Raw genomic sequence first — 18,291 nt, 5'->3', positions numbered from 1 at the left:
ATTTTAGCTTGGATAAAGAATAAAAATACCCTACAACTATTTCTTAATGTTCTATGAACTTTATGGCTGTTACATCTGCCGGTTTGCTGGCGAAAGTTATCCCGAAAAGAATACGAAAGATATTTTCATGGCTGCTGAACGCGGGCACCGGAGGTATTCAGGATGATGACACCAGGAGGCGCATTTTCATCGTCAATGCCATCAGCGTTTCCATTTGTATGCTGCTGATCGCTATCACGCCGGTATTCCTGGCGCTGACGGACCGGTGGGATATTATCCTCGGCCCGGTCATCCTCGATTTCATCATCACGTTTTCCGTTGTCATCCTCAACTTCAAAAGAAAATACCTCGCCGCCAGCCTCACAGTATACCTCGTGCAGTGCGCTTCCATCATGTATTTCAGCATATTGCTGAGCAATGTGGTGGCATTGGAGGCCATGATCATTTTTCTGATATCGATCATCTACCTGATATTCAAAGACGACAGGCTGCGGCGGATTTGTCTTGTTGCCGCCATTCTTACACTGGCGCTCATTGAAACCAGTTATTATTTTGAATGGTTTACACCTATCCCGCTCAGCTATAACACCGCTTTCCTGATGCATACCATGATCATCAGCGCTATCCTGCTGCTGATCATCGTTGTGAGCCGGCCATATATCAAAAGCAATGACACCAACGAAGAATTGAAAAAAGCCAACTACTTCAAAAGGATCTTCGTTCACCAGGTCACGCACGAGATCAGAACGCCGCTGAACGCCATCTACGGTGTAGCCCAGCTGTTAAAGCGGGAGATACGGCTGGATGACCGGCTGAAGTCCGTTGAAACACTGGTAGACCAGCAGCTGGACGCTATCAAGAATGCCCGGAGCATCGTTAATAATGTGCTGGACATGGCGCAGATAGAATCCGGCATGATGGAAGTCACCGAAAAGGAAAGCTTCCTGGTTGAGCAGTTCTTCACCCGGATCATAGAAGTGAACAAGGTCATCGCCAGAACGCGGAACATCCACCTGAAGCTCACCTTCGCGCAAATGCCGGCCGTGCTGCACGACGACATTCTCAAGATACACCAGGTGACCACCAACCTGCTCGCGAACGCCATCAAGTATGCCGATAGAAATACGACGGTGCACCTGCACATCCAGGGCGCCGGCACGCGGTGGAGCCTGCAATTCAGCAACAAAGGCCCCGTGATCCCGCCCGAAAAGCAGGAGCAGATATTCAATCCCTTCGTGACCGACAAAAGCAAATACATCGAAGGCACCGGCCTGGGGCTTTACATTGTAAAAGGAAAAGTAACCGCCATGGGTGGAACGGTGATGGTGGACAGCGGGGAAGATAAAACCGTTTTCACCGTAGTGCTTCCCATGCAGGAAGGAAGTACCGGCGATATTCTGCCGGAGCCGGAGGAAGATGTAACGCTGGACGGTCTTGGCAACATTCACGTACTGCTGGCGGAAGATAACGAGCTGAACGCGCAGCTGCTTTGCCGCCTGCTCAGCCACATCGGCTGCAATACCATATGGGTGAAGAACGGGCAGGACCTGATCGTACAGGTGGAAAAGCACATCCCGGACATCATTATTATGGACTACCATATGGAGGTCATGGACGGCGAGGAAACCTTGCTGTACCTGAAACGTACGCCGGAGCTGAAAGATATTCCAGTAATTATCTCAACCGGTGATGCCTATGCGGAAACGCGGGACGCCTTTATCAAGGCAGGAGCTGATGCTTTTATTGAAAAACCAATCAATTACAGTTCGTTGATCAAGGTATTGAAAGCGCACCTGCATCATAACAGCCAGGAGTTACTGGAATAATCTTCATTACATTACGCGGTTACCGGCGTTGCCAGCTGTGTTTCTTCCCAGATGGAATCAAACCGCTTGAAACGCTTCGTGTACACCTGCCAGGTCCAGCTGGCCTGCACGCTTCTGTCCAGGTCCGCGAGGTGTATGCGCAGCTTGCTCACCATCACCGCTTCACTGGCGGGCAGTTGACGGCATTTATTTTCGATCTGCGCGGACAGCTCCATGTACTCCACCAGCAGATCCCGTACGATGCCGGCGGAATGTTGGATCACATCGGAAAGAGACATGTCCGGGTTGTTCATCGCCACAGACATCAGCAGGTTGGAATCCGAATCGTTGTCGATCACTTCTTTCTCGAACGAAAACAGGTCGTTCATCAGGCAGCCGATCAGCGCAGCGGCCCTGTGCATGCGCTTCATCCGCTGCACTACTTTTATGCGGGCCAGCCATTGCCAGTCCAGGAACACGCCGGTGCTGTATTCCACCAGCATCACGATGTGCGGCATGCCGGAAGTGTGGTTGCGCATCTCGATGTATTTATCCACCGACGGAATGAACCCGAGGCCGGCCACATTGCAGTCCTTATGCGTCACCGCAATATGATGGTTGTACAGCTTCAGGAACTGCGTGAACCATTCCGTGGTGGACGTTTCACGAATGTCTTTCAGGATCGCCGCATTGGCCAGCTCTAATGGATGGGCGTTGTCTACCGTATCGAGCGTTTCGTCTATGCAGGACATCCGGTAGATGAGGTGCCGGGCGTTCAGCTGCTGCCGGGGGCTGAGGTAGCAGAAAACGTCCCTGCCCATGGTGTCGTTCAGGTAGTAATCAATGGCATTGTTCTTTACCATGGCCGCCATTCTTTCGTAAGTGGCATTGGGAAAAACGAAGAGGACGCAGCTGATGTAATGTTTGGCATTGTCCAGCCAGATGCCGTACTGCTCCCCGAAAGCCCGGGCTTCTTTTGTTAACTGCTCGCTACCCGGATGGGGTTGATAGGTTTTACAGTGCTCTTCCAGCCGGAAGTCCGCGGAGTTGAACAGCTCCTGGAGGGAAAATGTGGTAGTCTTAACTAATTGGGAATACTCGCTTTTTACCCTTTCCAGTGTTTCCCTGGTGGTTTCTTTCACATGATGGTGTTGCATAACATTTGGTTTTAAATGAGGAAAATCAAAGGTTAACAGCTTGTTAACCAATGATAAGTTACGCATTTGGACAATGATGTTGACGACCGCCTGCGGCTGGATTGCGGGCAAATTTCAGATAGGGTTTAGTTTAATATAAAAGTAGCTGATATGCTGCCTGACGTAAAAAACGTGTTTAGTAAAAATGATCTAAACGTGTTATGCTGATGCGGAAGGGGCATAAAAAAAGCGCCCGGAGGCGCTTTATGATTTTATCTGAACGAACGTTGCCGGTTGTTGAACGGCGGTCTCCGCTGCTGCGGCGGTTTCCGTTCAATGCCCCAGATCAGGTTTTCCCGGTCGCGGATCGCATTGCGCATGTTGGTGCCGAATTTGCCCCAGGCAAAACCGGAGCGCACTGCTTTATCCCGCAGGTCCGCGATCATGTAATGGCGGGGTATCTGCCGGGCGAAGGCTTCCAGCTGCGGATCATTGGAATAGCGGGCGTCTTCGTGGGTGATGAAGCCGTTGTTCCGCTCCCAGATGTCTTCCATGGTGGAGTTATGAATAACGTCCAGCGTGGAAGCGCCGGTCCTTTTACCGAAAGCATGAATGTCCTGCAGGAACTCCGTTACATTCTCGGAATGTTTGATGATCACCTGCGGATCATTGAGCACATAGAGTACGGGCCCCCATTTGCCGCTTCTGTCCACGTCCACCACAAAATAATTGCCATAACCGTCTCCCGCCAGGCGTACCGGGAAAGGGATAAGGTTGAGCATATCAAATTCCCTCACGCCATCAAACGTAATAGCGTCAAGGCCGAAAAATAAAAATCCGCTGGTGAATTGCAACAGTTCCCGGATCTCGGCGGGGACCTGCCTGCCAGGGAGCTGGCGTGCTACGCTATCGATCTCCTCATCTGATAGTCCGGGCATCAACTCGATCGTATATTCTTCGTTCTTGTAGGTGTGATACCTTTCAGGCAGCATCGTCTTGAGCTGTTCGAGTGGTGTCATGTTACTGTTTTAAATTGAATACTATGTTTTTACCATTTCGATATGGGGTATATTATCTTCCAGGTATACGTCGCTTTTTTTGATGAAACCCAGTGATTCGTAAAACTTTTGAAGGTAGAGCTGCGCGCTGATCCTGATCGGCGTATCGCCCCACTGCGCTTTCACTTCTGCGATGGACCGTTCCATCAGCTGCCTACCCAGCCCGCTTCCCCGCGCAAACGGTGCGGTGACCACCCGGCCGATGGACGCCATGTCCGACTTGACGCCCGGTGCGAACAGGCGCGTATATGCCGCCAGACCTTCCGCTGTGTACCCGGATACGTGCAGTGCCTGCTGATCGCTGTTGTCCATGTCCAGATACGGACAATGCTGCTCCACCACAAACACTTCGCTTCTCAGCCGGAGCAGCCGGTAAAGCTCGTCAAGGCTCAGTTCCCCGAATGTCTTCACTTGCCATTGGATCATACCGTTGCATAGGTACGATATTTTTGCAAACCTTTTTGCCTCTTTTTCCGCTCTCCGCACCAGTTGGCAAAATAATCAGGCCCGGAGATATGATTTCTGGTGCAGGATGCCGAAATTAGCCCCCCGGAAACCATCAGATCAAACATTCCTGAAATATGCAGCCATTTCTGACCCTTGAGCACGTGACCGTCCGCAATCTTGATAAAACCCTCTTCACCGGGCTCACCTGGGAGGTCCGCTCCGGCGAGCACTGGGCCATCGTGGGCGGCAGCGGCGCGGGGAAAACCAGCCTGCTCAATACCATCCTGGGAAAGAACAACGTGATCAACGGCCGCGTGGTACACCATTATTATGACCGCTACCGCGAAACCCATAGCATCACAGACCCCTATTTTAATTACCGCCGCCTCATAGCCTTGGTGGGGCATCACCACGATTTCCGCAACCTTTCGCATACCACCGATTTCTACTACCAGCAGCGCTTCAACAGCATGGACGCATCGGACGCACCTACTGTGGAGGCATACCTGGACGGCCAGTCCGGCGACCCCCTGCTGGAACCGCTGAACATCCGTCCGCTGCTGAAAAAAGAACTCATCAAGCTGTCCAACGGCGAAACCCGCCGCGTGATGATCGCCAAAGCCCTTCTTCAAAAACCTTCCCTGCTGTTGCTGGACAACCCTTTCATGGGGCTGGACGTGCAGTCGAGGCTGGCTTTTCACGGCATCGTGGACCACGCCATCGAGTCCGGCGCCACCATCGTGCTGGTGACCACGCCCCGCGAGATACCCGAAAGCATCACCCACGTGCTGCACCTGGAAGACGGGCGCGTTGCGGGGAGCTATACCCGCGAGGCATTCCTGGCGCAATACCGGGAGGAGGAAAGTACGTTCTCCGCGCTGGAAGTGGACCCGCAGCTGATCCGGAAGCTCACGGCGGACAGGGTGCCCGAATCCTTTGAAACGATCGTGCAGATGGAAAACATCCATGTAAAATATGGTGAGAACACGATCCTCGACGGCATCAACTGGACCATCCGCCCCAACGAAAAATGGGCCTTGCTGGGACATAACGGCTCCGGCAAATCCACGCTGCTGAGCCTGATCAATGCAGACAATCCGCAATCCTACGCCAACAGGATCACGCTGTTCGACCGCAAGCGCGGCAGCGGCGAAAGCATATGGGACATCAAGCGAAAGATCGGTTTTGTTTCCCCCGAGCTGCACCAGTATTTTTCTTCCGCCGCCACCTGCCTGCAGGTAACAGGCTCCGGCTTCTTCGATACCATCGGCTACGTGCGCGCATGTACGCCGGCGCAACTGGAGAAAGCGCGGGGATGGATGCAGGTGCTCGAGATCGCGCAATATGCGGACGCGCCTTTCAAACAGGTGCCCGCCAGCGTGCAACGGCTGGTGCTCCTCGCGCGTGCGCTGGTGAAGAATCCGCCGCTGCTCATCTTCGATGAGCCCTGCCAGGGCCTCGACGCACATCAGAAAAATCATTTTTCACAGGTCATAGAAACCCTGTGCAAACATATCCCCGTAACCCTCATCTACGTAACGCATTACGTGGAAGAGCTGCCCGAATGCGTCAACAACTTTTTGCGCATCAGCAATGGCAAAATGATATAACTTTAATACATCCTTACTAAAAACCTCATTATGCACCTGAACAAACGGTACCTGATCCTGACCTACCTGTTGTTAAGCCTCGGGCTGACTGCCATCATCGTAGCATGCAGCACTAAAGCAAAAGAGATGAACCCGGCTTTTGCAAAGTACATAGAAGCCTATACGTCCGGGATCATATCAAAGCAAAGCGCCATCCGCGTACAGCTTGCGGGAGATGTAAACGTAACGCATACACAGAATGAACCGCTGGAAGAAGGTATCTTTTCCTTCTCGCCTTCCATTAAAGGGAAAGCCTACTGGCTGGATGCCACCACCGTGGAGTTCCGGCCGGACCAGAATCTGGAACCCGGTAAAAAATATGAAGCCGTTTTTCGTCTTGGTAAAGTGATGGACGTTCCGGCCGATCTGAAAAAATTCGAATTTGATTTCCAGGTGATCGAGCCGTCGTTCGATGTGGAGCTGATGGGCCTCCGGTCCGCTGGCGCCAGCGGGGACCGCATGACCTTCACCGGCATGGTGTTCACCGCGGATGCGGAAGACGTGCAGGCCGTGGAAAAGATCATCACCACAAAATATCCCGGCGCCAAAACAAATATCACCTGGCAGCATGATGTAGCCAACCGCAGCTACCGGTTCACCATCGGCAACATCGCCCGTGCGCAGAAAGCGCAGCAGCTGGAAATCGCCTGGAACGGGCAGTCCATCGGCGCGGATAAGAAAGATGCGAAAGCGGTGGAAGTGCCGGCCATCGGCGATTTCAAGGTGCTGGACATCAAGCCGGTGTATGATCCCGAAGAATGCGTGCTGGTGCAGTTCTCCGACCCCATCAACGCCAGCCAGAACCTGGACGGCCTGATCGGTATCAGCGGTGTGAGCGAGCTGCGCTACACGGTAGACGGCAGCGAAGTGCGTGTGTATGCGCCGGACAGGCTGGAAGGCAATTATTCCATCGTGGTGAACGAAGGCGTTCTCAATGCATTCGATGAAAGGCTCGGCAAAACATTTTCCGCCAGCGTCAATTTCGAAAACCGCCTGCCCTCCGTCAGCATTCCCGGCAAAGGCGTGATCATGCCGCAAAGCGGCAAGCTGGCGATGCCGTTTGAAGCGGTGGGGTTGAAAGCGGTGGACGTAATGGTGATGCGGATCTACGAGAATAACATCCCCCAATATCTGCAACGCAATAACCTTAATGGCGATGAAGAGCTCCGGCGTGTAGCCAGGCCCGTTGTTCAGAAAACGATCCGGCTGGATGCGGACAAGTCGCTGAACCTGCACAAACGCACAAGGTTCAGCCTCGACCTGGAAAATCTCGTCAAAACCGAGCCCGGCGCCATTTATCGCGTAACCATCGGTTTCCGGAAAGACTATGCGGTGTACGCCTGCAAAGGAACAGATGATAAAGAAGAGGAGGAGGAAAATAGCGATGAGGACGGTTATTATTACGGAGAAAAAATTGATGAGGATGATGCTTTCTGGCGGCGGTACGACAGCTACTATCCTTACGGCTACAGCTGGTCAGACCGCGATGATCCCTGCACCAATTCCTACTATAACAAACAAAGATGGGCGTCCCGCAATATCATTTCCTCCAACATCGGGCTGATCGCCAAACGGGGAAATGACAACAGTATGCTGGTAGCGGTAACGGATATACGCGATGCGAAACCTTTGTCCGGCGTGGAATTGCAGCTGCTCGACTATCAGCAGCAAGTAATATTCAGCACCAAAAGCGATGGCGACGGCTTCGCCCGTTTCGAGCTGAAACGCAAGCCCTACCTGCTGATCGCGAAGCGTGAAAATGAAAGAGGATATTTAAAGCTGGATGACGGAAGCTCGCTGCCTCTGAGCCGCTTTGACGTAAAAGGAGAAGAAGTGCAGGAAGGGATGAAAGGATTTTTGTACGGAGAGCGCGGTGTATGGCGCCCTGGCGATTCCCTGTATCTCACTTTCCTCCTGGAAGATAAAGACAGCAAGCTGCCGCCGAACCACCCGCTTACGCTTGAATTGTACAATCCGAAAGGCCAGCTTTACAAACGCATCCATCAGCATGAATCACTGAACGGATTCTATAATTTCCATACGGTCACCGAAGCGGAAGCGCCCACCGGCAGCTGGCTGGCAAAGGTGAAAGCAGGCGGTGCCGTGTTTACGAAGAACCTCCGCATTGAAACGGTGAAACCCAACCGGCTGAAAGTAAAGCTGGATTTCGGCAACCAGCAGGCATTGATAAAAGATGAAAATCCACGCGGCACCCTGTCCGCCGCCTGGCTCTTCGGCGCCCCGGCGCAAAGTCTCAAAGCGAAAGTAGATGTATCCCTGCGCTCGCAGGCCACCGCTTTCCCGAAATTCGACGGGTATCATTTTGATGACCCCACCACGCGGTTCAGCACGGAGAACAAAACCATTTTCGACGGACCGCTGAATGAAAGCGGCGCGGCGCCGGTGACGGCGAGCATCCCGGTAGGTGAACGCGCGCCGGGCGTACTGCGGGCCAACTTTGAAGTGAAAGTATTTGAGCCGGGTGGCGATTTCAGCATCGATCATTTTTCCATGCCTTACCATGTGTTCGATTCCTATGTGGGGGTCAGCGCACCGGAAGGCGACCGCCTCACCGGCATGCTGGTAACGGACAAAGTGCACCAGGTGAGCATTGTGAACGTGGATGCGAACGGCAAGCTGAAAGGCGGCACCCGCGATGTGGAAGTGGAATTGTACAAAGTACGCTGGCGCTGGTGGTGGGATGAAAATGAAAATGACCTCAGCAATTTTACGCAGGACAATTATAACCAGCTGCTTGAAAGGAAAACCGTCACCCTGCGCGGCGGCAAAGGCATGTACCCGCTGATGATCCGGCAGCCGGAGTGGGGCCGCTACCTGGTGCGGGTAAAAGATCCGGAGAGCGGTCACGTAACGGGGCAGTCCGTGTACATCGACTGGCCCACTTTCGCGGAGCGCCTGCAAAAGGAGAATCCCGCGGAAGCCGCCATGCTCGTATTTACGTCCAACAAGGAGAAATATAATGTAGGAGAAGAAATAACCCTGACCATCCCCAGCAGCGAAGGCGGCCGCGGGCTGATCAGCATCGAGTCCGGCAGCAAGGTGCTGAAAACGGACTGGATCAAAACGGAGAAGGGGCAGACCGTGTACCGCTTCAAAGCGGACAAGAGCATGGCGCCGAATATATACGTGAACGTTAGCCTGCTGCAACCGCATGCACAAACAGCGAACGACCTTCCCATCCGCATGTACGGCACTATTCCCGTGCTGGTGGAAGATCCGAATACCATTCTCAAACCCGTTGTGAGCCTGCCCGCCACGCTGCGCCCGGAAACAGAAACGGCCATCACCGTGTCCGAAACCAACGGCAAAGCCATGACCTATACGATCGCGGTGGTGGACGAAGGTTTGCTGGACCTCACGCGCTTCAAAACGCCCGACGCGCATAGTGTTTTCTATGCGCGGGAAGCACTCGGCGTGAAAACCTGGGACCTGTTCGATTATGTGTTGGGCGCCTGGGGTGCTGATTTGGAGCGTATCCTGAGCATCGGTGGTGACGAGGGGCTGGACAAAAACGCCAGCGCTGCCAAAGCCAACCGCTTCAAACCGGTGGTGAAATTCATGGGGCCGTTCGCGTTGCGGAAGGGAGAAAAGAAAACGCATAAATTCAAATTGCCGCCTTACATCGGTTCCGTGAAGGCGATGGTAGTAGCAGGCCAGGAGGGCGCTTACGGTTCCGCGGAGAAGACCGCCGCCGTGAAGAAACCGCTGATGCTGCTCGCCACCGTGCCGAGAGTGCTCGGTCCCGGTGAAACCCTACAGCTGCCGGTAACCGTTTTCGGCCTGGAACCGCAGGTGCGGCAAGCCAGGGTAACGCTTTCCTCCAACGCCTTCTTTGAAGTGCTGGGCGAAAGCACGAAAGAGGTGAGCTTCCCGCAGCCCGGCGAGCAGATGGTTTATTTTGATGTGAAGATCCGGTCGCAGGTAGGCATTGGCAAGTTCAAGATCACGGCCAGCAGCGGCAAGGAAAGCGCGGAAGAAAACGTGGAGCTGGACGTGCGTAACCCGAATCCTTACCTCACGAACGTAATGGAGCAAACGCTGGAGCCCGGCGCGTCCTGGAACACGGCGTTCAATGCTGTGGGCATGCCCGGCACCAACAGCGGCGTGCTGGAAGTGTCCACCATTCCCGCCATGAACCTTGGCAAACGGCTGGAATACCTCATTCAATACCCGCACGGATGCGTGGAACAAACCACTTCTTCCGTGTTTCCCCAGCTGGCTTTGTCGCAGTTGATGGACCTTGGCGAGAAGCAAACCGCGGAGATCGACAGGAACGTGAAAGCGGGGCTGAACCGGCTCAAAGGTTTTCAGCTGACGAGCGGCGGGCTGGGATACTGGCCCGGCGCCAGTGAGGCGGACGAATGGAGCACCAACTATGTGGGCCATTTTATGCTGGAAGCGCAGGCGAAGGGGTACGCTTTGCCGGCGGGGTTCCTGGATCTCTGGAAGAAATTCCAGCGCAACAAAGCCGTAAGCTGGAGCCCCAGCAGCTATAACTATATCGGCGGCGACCTCGTACAGGCGTACCGGTTATACCTGCTGGCCATGGCCAAAACACCCGAGCTGGGCGCCATGAACCGCCTGAAAGAATTCCAGTATTTGTCCGTCGCCGCAAAATGGCGCCTGGCGGGTGCTTATAAACTGGCCGGGCAGACGGAAGCAGCCAACAGCCTTATCAAAGGATTGAGCACTAACGTGCAGCCATATACGCAACTCGGCGGAACTTTTGGCTCCGATCTGCGTGACAAGGCCATGATCCTGGAAACGCTCACCATCATGGGCCAGCGCAACACCGCCAATGAACTGCTCCGGCAGATAGCGGCGCGCCTCGGGCAGAACGACTGGTACAGCACCCAGACCACCGCATTCGCGCTGATCGCCGTAGCGAAGTTCTGCGGTGTGAACAAGGCCGGGGGAAAGATGACCTTCACCTACCGCCTGAACGGCGCGAACGGGAATGTGAGCAGCAATTCATATGTATCGCAGACGCCGGTGGCGTTCAAGGGAACAGACGGCCATGTACAGCTGCAGAACAAAGGACAGAATGTACTGTACGCCCGCCTGATCCTCAAAGGCCAGCCGGAAGCAGGCACCAATCCTTACGCGGAAAACAACCCGGACGTGCTGAACATGCAGGTGCAGTACAACAGCCGGAACGGCCAGGCGCTGGACCCGGAACAGCTGAAGCAGGGAACAGACTTCGTGGCCACTGTTACGCTGAAGAATCCCGGCAGGCGCGGCTACTACGAGCAAATGGCGCTCACGCAGGTATTCCCTTCCGGCTGGGAGATCATCAATACCCGCCTCATGGGCAACGACAGCACCATGCGTTCATCGCCCTACACTTACCGTGATATCCGCGATGACCGAGTGTACACATATTTCAATCTTGAAGAGAATAAAACAGTGACTTACCAGGTATTGCTGAATGCCGCTTACCTGGGCAGGTACTACCTTCCGGCCGTTTCCTGCGAAGCGATGTACGATAATACGATACATGCTTTTGCACCCGGCAGATGGGTGGAAGTGGTGAAGTAGCTGTAATAGCGTGTCAGGTAAAAACTAAAAACAGGGCGCCGGAGTACATGCTCCGGCGCTGTTGCGATAGCAGATTATGAAATGGATGCGCTTTAAACAATGGGCGATCAAACGAAAATGGCGGTTAGGCATCCTCGCGGTGCTGCTGATCGCTTATTATTTCATGCTGCCCCGCAAGCTCTTTCTTTCACCTACGTCTTTCGTGCTGGAAGACAGCAAAGGCGAACTGCTCGGCGCCACTATCGCATCTGACGGGCAGTGGCGCTTTCCGGCGGACAAACAGGTGCCCGAGAAGTTTGAAAAATGCATTCTGGCGTATGAGGACAAACGTTTTCATTACCACTGGGGCGTAGATCCCCTTTCACTCGGCAGAGCCATCCGGCAGAATATTTCCGGCGGCCGCGTGGTCAGCGGCGCGAGCACCATTACCATGCAGGTGGTCCGCCTCTATCGCAACAAACCACGCAACCTGTGGCAAAAGGCGATAGAAATGCTGATGGCCACCAGACTGGAATTCTCCCGTTCAAAGAAAAGTATCCTTGCTTTATACGCCGGAAATGCACCCTTCGGCGGAAACGTAGTAGGGCTGGAAGCGGCGGCCTGGCGCTACTATGGCCGGAACGCCAACCAGCTTTCATGGGCCGAAACGGCTACCCTGGCCGTATTACCGAACAGCCCCGCGCTGATCCATCCGGGCAGGAACCGTACAACGCTCATGCGTAAACGAAATGATCTGCTGAAAAAACTCTGGCAAAACGGTACGATCGACAGCGCCACCTGCGCTTTGTCATCCATCGAACCGCTGCCCGACAAACCGCATCCCTTACCCCAGCTCGCACCGCACCTGCTCGACCGTTTCCGGGCCGACTATAAAAAGCATCCAACGGAAGCGCCTACACGGCTTCGCTCTTCGCTGAACGGCGAGCTGCAGGAAAATGTGAACGACATCCTCCTGCGTCATCACCGCCAGTTCAGGGCCAACGGCATCAACAATGCCGCCGCGCTGGTGCTGGACGTGGAAACCGGCCTGGCGCTGGCATACGTTGGCAATGTGTATGATCCCGCCGATCCTGAAATGGAAAGTTATGTGGACGTGATACAGGCGCCCCGCAGTCCCGGCAGCACACTGAAACCCCTGCTGTACGCAGCCATGCTGAACGACGGCCTCCTGCTGCCGCACACGCTCGTGGCGGACGTTCCCACGCAGATGGGCGGATACGTTCCGCAAAACTTTGACCTCGGGTACGACGGCGCAGTGCCCGCCTCGCAGGCGCTGGCGCGCTCATTGAACATTCCCGCCGTGCGCATGCTGCAGCAGTACCGTTCAGAGCGCTTTTTGCTGCTGCTGCGAAAGCTGGGCATCAGCACCATGAGCAAACCCGCTTATCATTACGGTCTCTCCATGATACTCGGCGGCGGCGAAACCTCGCTGTGGGAGCTGGCCGGCGTATATGCCAGCCTCGCCCGCACCATGCTGCACCTGGAACAGTACAACGGAAAATACGATGCGGATGATTATCATGCTCCCGGTTACCGTCCCGATGTTACGCTGCCCTCGCGGCATGTGCCGTCGCAATACGGCCTGCTGGATGCAAGCGCCATCTGGTATGCCTTTCAGGCGATGGAGGAAGTGATGCGGCCCGGTGAGGAATTTGTGTGGCAGCAATTTTCATCATCGAAGCGGATCGCCTGGAAAACGGGCACCAGCTTTGGTTTCAGGGATGGATGGGCCATCGGGGTAACGCCGCAGCATGTGGTAGGCGTATGGGTGGGGAATGCGGACGGCGAAGGCCGGCCGGGATTGACGGGCATCTCCACCGCCGCTCCGGTGATGTTCGATATTTTCCGGTTGCTGCGTACCTCTGGTTCTTTTCCCGCGCCGGTTGCCAAACTGCGGAATATTGCGGTATGCCGGCAAAGCGGCTACCGCGCCGGGGAATATTGCGGAGACGCGGATATGCTGGCCGTTCCCGCCGCGGGCTTGCGCTCCGCTGTTTGTCCGTATCACCAGCTGATACACCTGGACGCCACCGGCCGCTACCGCGTTACGGCGGACTGTGAGCCGCCTCACCGCATGCAGCATAAACCCTGGTTCGTATTGCCGCCGGCGATGGAACATTATTACAAAGCTACCCACAGCTATGCCGCATTACCACCCTGGAAACCGGGATGCATCACGGAAACGGAGCAGGGGCGTTCGATGGAGCTGATCTACCCGAGGCCACAGGCACGCATATACGTACCCGTGGAGCTGGACGGATCGCGGGGGCAAACGGTGTTCAAAGCCACGCACCGGCATCCCGGCGCAAGGATCTTCTGGCACCTGGATAATGCATTTGTAGGTACAACAACGGATTTCCACCAGATGCCTTTGCGGCCGTCCGCGGGGAAGCATGTTATTACGATTGTAGATGATGATGGGGAACAGGTGCGGCAGACGTTTGAAATATTGGAGAAGGAAAAGTGACCGGATGAAATGCTGTAATTTTCATGGCCGGCCGCAACCGCCTGCTTTTTCTCCGGCGTTTTCCGGATCAATACCCGTACTTCTCTTTCCAGAGCGCCTTCAGATACCTCCGCAGCTCATCTTCCCGCGGGTTCTTCCCCGGATCATAGAGTTTAGTGCCTTTGATGGCATCGGGCAGATATTCCTGCATGGAGAAATTGTTCTCGTAACTATGCGAGTATTCATATCCTTTTCCATATCCCTGCTGCTTCATCAGCTTCGTGGGGGCGTTGCGGATATGGAGCGGTACCGGCAGGTCGCCGGTTTGCGATACCAGCCCCTGTGCCGCGCCGATAGCCATGTAGGAGGCGTTGCTTTTGGGCGAGGACGCGAGGTAAGTAGCGCATTGCGATAAAATGATACGGGCTTCGGGATGACCGATGAGGTTCACGGCCTGGAAACAGCTGGTAGCGAGCAAAAGCGCGTTGGGGTTGGCGTTGCCCACATCCTCCGATGCGAGGATCACCATCCGCCGCGCAATGAATTTCACATCTTCACCGCCTTCTATCATCCGCGCCAGCCAGTAAACGGCGGCATTCGGATCGCTGCCGCGGATGGATTTGATGAATGCCGAGATGATGTCGTAATGCTGTTCCCCGCTTTTATCGTAAATAGCCACCCGCTGCTGCGCGATCTCCATCACTTTTTCATTGGTGAAGATGATGGGGTCTTCTTCCCAAAGGGTGTCTACCACCAGCTCAAAGAGGTTCAGCAGCTTGCGGGCATCGCCGCCGGCGATATTGAAGAGCGCTTCGGTTTCCTTCAGCTCGATCTTTTTGGAGGCCAGCCACTCATCTTTCTGCATGGCCTGATCCAGCAGCTGCCGGAGCTGCGCTTCGCCGAGCGGTTTGAGCACATATACCTGGCAGCGGGAGAGCAAGGCCGCATTCACTTCAAAGGAAGGATTTTCCGTGGTAGCGCCGATCAGCGTGATGATGCCCTTTTCCACGGCGCCCAGCAGCGCATCCTGCTGCGATTTGTTGAACCGGTGTATCTCATCGATGAACAACACGGCATGGCGCTGTTTGGCCAGGTCGATCACCTCGCGGATGTCTTTCACGCCGGAAGAAATGGCGCTGAGGGTGTAGAACGGCACCTGCAGGGAATTGGCGATGATATTGGCGATGGTGGTCTTGCCCACGCCCGGCGGCCCCCAGAGGATCATGGAAGGTACTTTGCCCTGCTGTATTGCTTTTTGCAGGATGCTGCCCTGGCCGGTGAGGTGTTCCTGTCCCACCAGGTCGTTCAGGGAAGCGGGTCTCAATCTTTCCGCCAATGGTGCGCGCATGATGCTATACCGGGTTTAAATATCAAGGAATGAATCGTTCTCCTCCTGCCGTTCTTTCTTCCACTTATTGAGGAAGACGCTGGACAGGACGCAGTTGGCGGCGATGGCCAGGCCGTGGATGCCAAAGAGTACGAGCACGGTTTTACGGATCGTATCCAGCATTTCAGCGGTCACCTCTTCCTGCTTCATCTGCCCGCCCATCGTCATTTTCGCAAATTCGCCGGAAGACAGTCTTGCCATTTCGATGACCGTGCTGAACACGAACATGCTGTAAATGAAGCTCAGCACACTGACAATGATCAGCAGCGGGGGGAAATTCCTTTTCAGCGGCACGGAAGGCTCCATAGTGCTGCGTTGCAGCTGCAGGCAAAGGATGTTATGGTACAGCACAACACCGGATATCATCAGCGAGATCACCACAGAGGTCATGGAAGGCGCCACCAGCATGGCCATCAGCATCAGCAACATAAAAAGCCCGACCACGAAAATATTGCCATACGTAAGGAAACGGAACAGGCCAAAAGAAAAGGACATAAGCAAAAACGTTTACCCTGCAAACCTACGAATTATATGGGGGAAGAAGTAGCCGGGAGGCACAAACCATTGGCAATACAGCTGGCGGCGCCTGGCATTCCGGTGAAGAGAAATACGGCCGCTGAAGGGAGTGACACAACGGCGGCCGGGCCAGCGATCCTGCCGTTTATCCAATCAATATGCTCATAAATGCGCAATCTTCAATAAATTTATCGGACTAAACCTGATAGATATGCATCAAAACAAACCTGCCGGCAGGCATATGCTGGCCGCACTGGCGCTCGCTGCCTGTGCCGCCTGTAATACGGCCAGTCCGGACAAGACAGCCAAAATCCCGGCCTTTGACACTACTTCCATTGACAAGTCCATCAGTCCCTGCGAGGATTTCGACGGCTTTGCCAATGCGAACTGGAAGAAGGCCAATCCTATTCCCGGCACAGACAGCCGCTGGGGCGCGTTTAACATACTGGACAAGGAAAACAAGGAAGTACGCCTCAAAGGCATCATCCTGGAGATCGCCAAACGCACCGGCCTGTCCAAAGGCTCCGAAGAACAGCAGATTGCAGACTATTACACCGCTTTCCTGGACACAACAACCATTGAAAAGCGTGGCCTGGAGCCGCTGAAGCCTTACCTGGACAAGATCAACGGCGTTACCACCCTGGAAGACTGGGCGAAGGTCTGCGGCGAGCTGCAGCAGATCGGCGTGAGCACCTGGGCGGGCTTTGGCGTGGAAGCCGATGCGCGCAACAGCAAAATGAACGCCGTGTACGGCGGGCAGGACGGGCTGAGCCTCGGTGAGCGCAGCTACTATGAAAGGACCGATTCCAGCACCGAAAATGTGCGGAAGGAGTTCCAGGGGCATGTGGACAAAATGTTCTCCATGGCGGGTTTCACAGACGCCAACCCCGGCGCCACCATCCTCGCTTTTGAAACAGCGCTGGCGAAACTGCAGCTCACCAACGTGGAGCTGCGCGACCCGGTGAAGACCTATAACAAGATCGCTTTCAGCGAGCTGTCCACCCTCGCGCCGGCCTTCGACTGGAAAGCTTTCGCGGATGAGCAGGATGTTAAAACAGACACCCTCATCCTCCAGAACAAGAATTATATCTCCAAAGGCGGGCAATTGCTGAAAGCCACGCCCATCGAAACGTTAAAGACATATACCCGCTTCCAGCTGCTGAGCCGCTTTGCCGGCTACCTGCCGAAGCAGTTCGACGACGAGGACTTCCGCTTCTTCGGTACGGTGATGACCGGCCGCAAGGCGCAGCGCCCCCGCGTGGAACGCGCTATCCGCTCCACCGACGGTATGCTCGGCATGCCGCTGGGCAAGCTGTTCGCGAAGCAATATTTCCCGGAATCCAGCAAGGAGAAAGTATCCCAGATGATCGAGAACGTGCGCGCCGTATACGGGGAGCGCATCGACAAACTTACTTGGATGAGCGATTCCACCAAGAAAATGGCCCACAAGAAGCTGCAGGCCTTCACCTACAAGATCGGCTACCCGGATAAATGGAAGGATTATTCCAGCATCGACGTGGAGAAGGACAAACTGTTCGAAAGCGTAGTCAGCGCTGCGTTGTTCCGCCACAAGGAGGCCATCAAAAAGATCGGCAAGGAAGTGGACAAATCAGAATGGCTGATGACGCCGCAGACGGTGAACGCTTACTACAACCCGCTGAACAACGAAGTGGTGTTCCCCGCGGGCATCCTGCAGCCGCCGTTCTTCAATCCTGATGCGGACGATGCCATCAACTACGGCGGTATCATAGCAGTGATCGGCCACGAATTCACGCATGGCTTCGATGACCAGGGCTCACAGTTCGATGCCGAAGGCAACCTGAAGAACTGGTGGACCGATCAGGACCGCCAGAACTTCGACACCCTGGCTAGAAAATATATCACCTACTTCAGCGGGCTGGAGGCGATGCCGGGCTTCTCCATCAACGGCGCGCTCACCATCGGTGAGAACATCGCCGACCTCGGCGGCCTGACGCTGGCTTATTATGCCCTGAAAAAATCCCTGGAAGGCAAGGAAGAGCCTGCCCTGATCGACGGGTATAACTGGAAGCAACGGTTCTTCCTCGGCTGGGCGCAGGTTTGGCATGCCAATATCACCGAAGCCGGGCTGCGCAACCAGATCCAGACAGACCCGCATTCCCCCGCGCGCTACCGGATCAACGGCCCGCTGCCGCACATGGCCGAGTTCGCGGAAGCCTGGAGCTGCGGCGAAGGATCGAAGATGGTACTGCCCGCCGCGAGCCGCGTGGTGATCTGGTAAAATGAATTTTGCGTATTTCTACTCATTG

The 18,291-nt window shown here is 54.9% G+C and carries 10 protein-coding genes; 5 read left to right on the top strand and 5 right to left on the bottom strand.

Annotated features, from left to right (window positions below; all coding sequences use genetic code 11):
• The first annotated feature begins 62 nt into the window (after nt 1-62).
• Nucleotides 63-1,826 carry a hybrid sensor histidine kinase/response regulator gene (locus CCY01nite_RS04270; RefSeq protein WP_186830888.1) on the top strand — a complete coding sequence of 588 codons (1,764 nt, stop codon included), beginning with the start codon at nt 63-65 and terminating at the stop codon, nt 1,824-1,826.
• A gap of 11 nt (nt 1,827-1,837) precedes the next feature.
• Here CCY01nite_RS04270 and CCY01nite_RS04265 read toward each other — a convergent pair whose 3' ends face one another.
• The 3 genes from CCY01nite_RS04265 to CCY01nite_RS04255 form a co-directional block, all read right to left on the bottom strand.
• Nucleotides 1,838-2,962, bottom strand: a complete 1,125-nt coding sequence (locus tag CCY01nite_RS04265) for a terpene synthase family protein (RefSeq protein WP_146858115.1) — start codon at nt 2,960-2,962, stop codon at nt 1,838-1,840.
• Between the two features lie 251 nt (nt 2,963-3,213).
• A complete protein-coding gene (locus tag CCY01nite_RS04260) occupies nt 3,214-3,960 on the bottom strand; it encodes an SMI1/KNR4 family protein (RefSeq protein WP_146858113.1) in 747 nt (248 codons plus the stop codon).
• 21 nt (nt 3,961-3,981) lie between these two features.
• Entirely contained in the window at nt 3,982-4,425 is a 444-nt protein-coding gene (locus CCY01nite_RS04255; protein WP_146858111.1) for a GNAT family N-acetyltransferase, read from the bottom strand.
• A 155-nt stretch (nt 4,426-4,580) separates the two neighbouring features.
• On the opposite strand from CCY01nite_RS04255, the gene CCY01nite_RS04250 reads away from it, so the two are divergent.
• The 3 genes from CCY01nite_RS04250 to pbpC all read left to right on the top strand — a co-directional run bounded on the left by CCY01nite_RS04250 (nt 4,581) and on the right by pbpC (nt 14,121).
• On the top strand, nt 4,581-6,056 hold the full coding sequence (locus CCY01nite_RS04250) for an ATP-binding cassette domain-containing protein (RefSeq protein ID WP_146858109.1): 1,476 nt from the start codon (nt 4,581-4,583) through the stop codon (nt 6,054-6,056).
• 30 nt (nt 6,057-6,086) lie between these two features.
• On the top strand, nt 6,087-11,654 hold the full coding sequence (locus CCY01nite_RS04245; RefSeq protein ID WP_146858107.1) for an alpha-2-macroglobulin family protein: 5,568 nt from the start codon (nt 6,087-6,089) through the stop codon (nt 11,652-11,654).
• A gap of 85 nt (nt 11,655-11,739) precedes the next feature.
• Entirely contained in the window at nt 11,740-14,121 is a 2,382-nt protein-coding gene (pbpC, locus tag CCY01nite_RS04240) for a penicillin-binding protein 1C (protein ID WP_146858105.1), read from the top strand.
• A 67-nt stretch (nt 14,122-14,188) separates the two neighbouring features.
• On the opposite strand, the gene CCY01nite_RS04235 is transcribed toward pbpC, so the two are convergent.
• Both CCY01nite_RS04235 and CCY01nite_RS04230 read right to left on the bottom strand, forming a co-directional pair.
• On the bottom strand, nt 14,189-15,448 hold the full coding sequence (locus tag CCY01nite_RS04235; RefSeq protein WP_146858103.1) for a replication-associated recombination protein A: 1,260 nt from the start codon (nt 15,446-15,448) through the stop codon (nt 14,189-14,191).
• 15 nt (nt 15,449-15,463) lie between these two features.
• Nucleotides 15,464-15,982, bottom strand: a complete 519-nt coding sequence (locus CCY01nite_RS04230; protein WP_146858102.1) for a hypothetical protein — start codon at nt 15,980-15,982, stop codon at nt 15,464-15,466.
• 232 nt (nt 15,983-16,214) lie between these two features.
• Between CCY01nite_RS04230 and CCY01nite_RS04225 the strand changes: the two genes are divergently transcribed.
• The gene (locus CCY01nite_RS04225; RefSeq protein WP_222614308.1) at nt 16,215-18,263 is read left to right on the top strand and encodes a M13 family metallopeptidase; all 2,049 of its coding nucleotides are present in this window, start codon (nt 16,215-16,217) and stop codon (nt 18,261-18,263) included.
• Nucleotides 18,264-18,291: the final 28 nt, after the last annotated feature.

It is taken from the genome of Chitinophaga cymbidii, assembly GCF_007992715.1.
Taxonomy (GTDB): Bacteria; Bacteroidota; Bacteroidia; order Chitinophagales; family Chitinophagaceae; genus Chitinophaga; species Chitinophaga cymbidii.
Note: the sequence above shows the minus strand (reverse complement) of the source record. Positions and strands in the feature narration are given on the sequence as shown.

What these genes read in the sequence shown, in the direction of transcription:
- CCY01nite_RS04255 (WP_146858111.1), bottom strand. Translation starts at nt 4,425, where the DNA reads ATGATCCAATGGCAAGTGAAGACATTCGGGGAACTGAGCCTTGACGAG.
- CCY01nite_RS04230 (WP_146858102.1), bottom strand. Translation starts at nt 15,982, where the DNA reads ATGTCCTTTTCTTTTGGCCTGTTCCGTTTCCTTACGTATGGCAATATT.
- CCY01nite_RS04260 (WP_146858113.1), bottom strand. Translation starts at nt 3,960, where the DNA reads ATGACACCACTCGAACAGCTCAAGACGATGCTGCCTGAAAGGTATCAC.
- pbpC (WP_146858105.1), top strand. Translation starts at nt 11,740, where the DNA reads ATGCGCTTTAAACAATGGGCGATCAAACGAAAATGGCGGTTAGGCATC.
- CCY01nite_RS04245 (WP_146858107.1), top strand. Translation starts at nt 6,087, where the DNA reads ATGCACCTGAACAAACGGTACCTGATCCTGACCTACCTGTTGTTAAGC.
- CCY01nite_RS04270 (WP_186830888.1), top strand. Translation starts at nt 63, where the DNA reads ATGGCTGTTACATCTGCCGGTTTGCTGGCGAAAGTTATCCCGAAAAGA.
- CCY01nite_RS04235 (WP_146858103.1), bottom strand. Translation starts at nt 15,448, where the DNA reads ATGCGCGCACCATTGGCGGAAAGATTGAGACCCGCTTCCCTGAACGAC.
- CCY01nite_RS04225 (WP_222614308.1), top strand. Translation starts at nt 16,215, where the DNA reads ATGCATCAAAACAAACCTGCCGGCAGGCATATGCTGGCCGCACTGGCG.
- CCY01nite_RS04250 (WP_146858109.1), top strand. Translation starts at nt 4,581, where the DNA reads ATGCAGCCATTTCTGACCCTTGAGCACGTGACCGTCCGCAATCTTGAT.
- CCY01nite_RS04265 (WP_146858115.1), bottom strand. Translation starts at nt 2,962, where the DNA reads ATGCAACACCATCATGTGAAAGAAACCACCAGGGAAACACTGGAAAGG.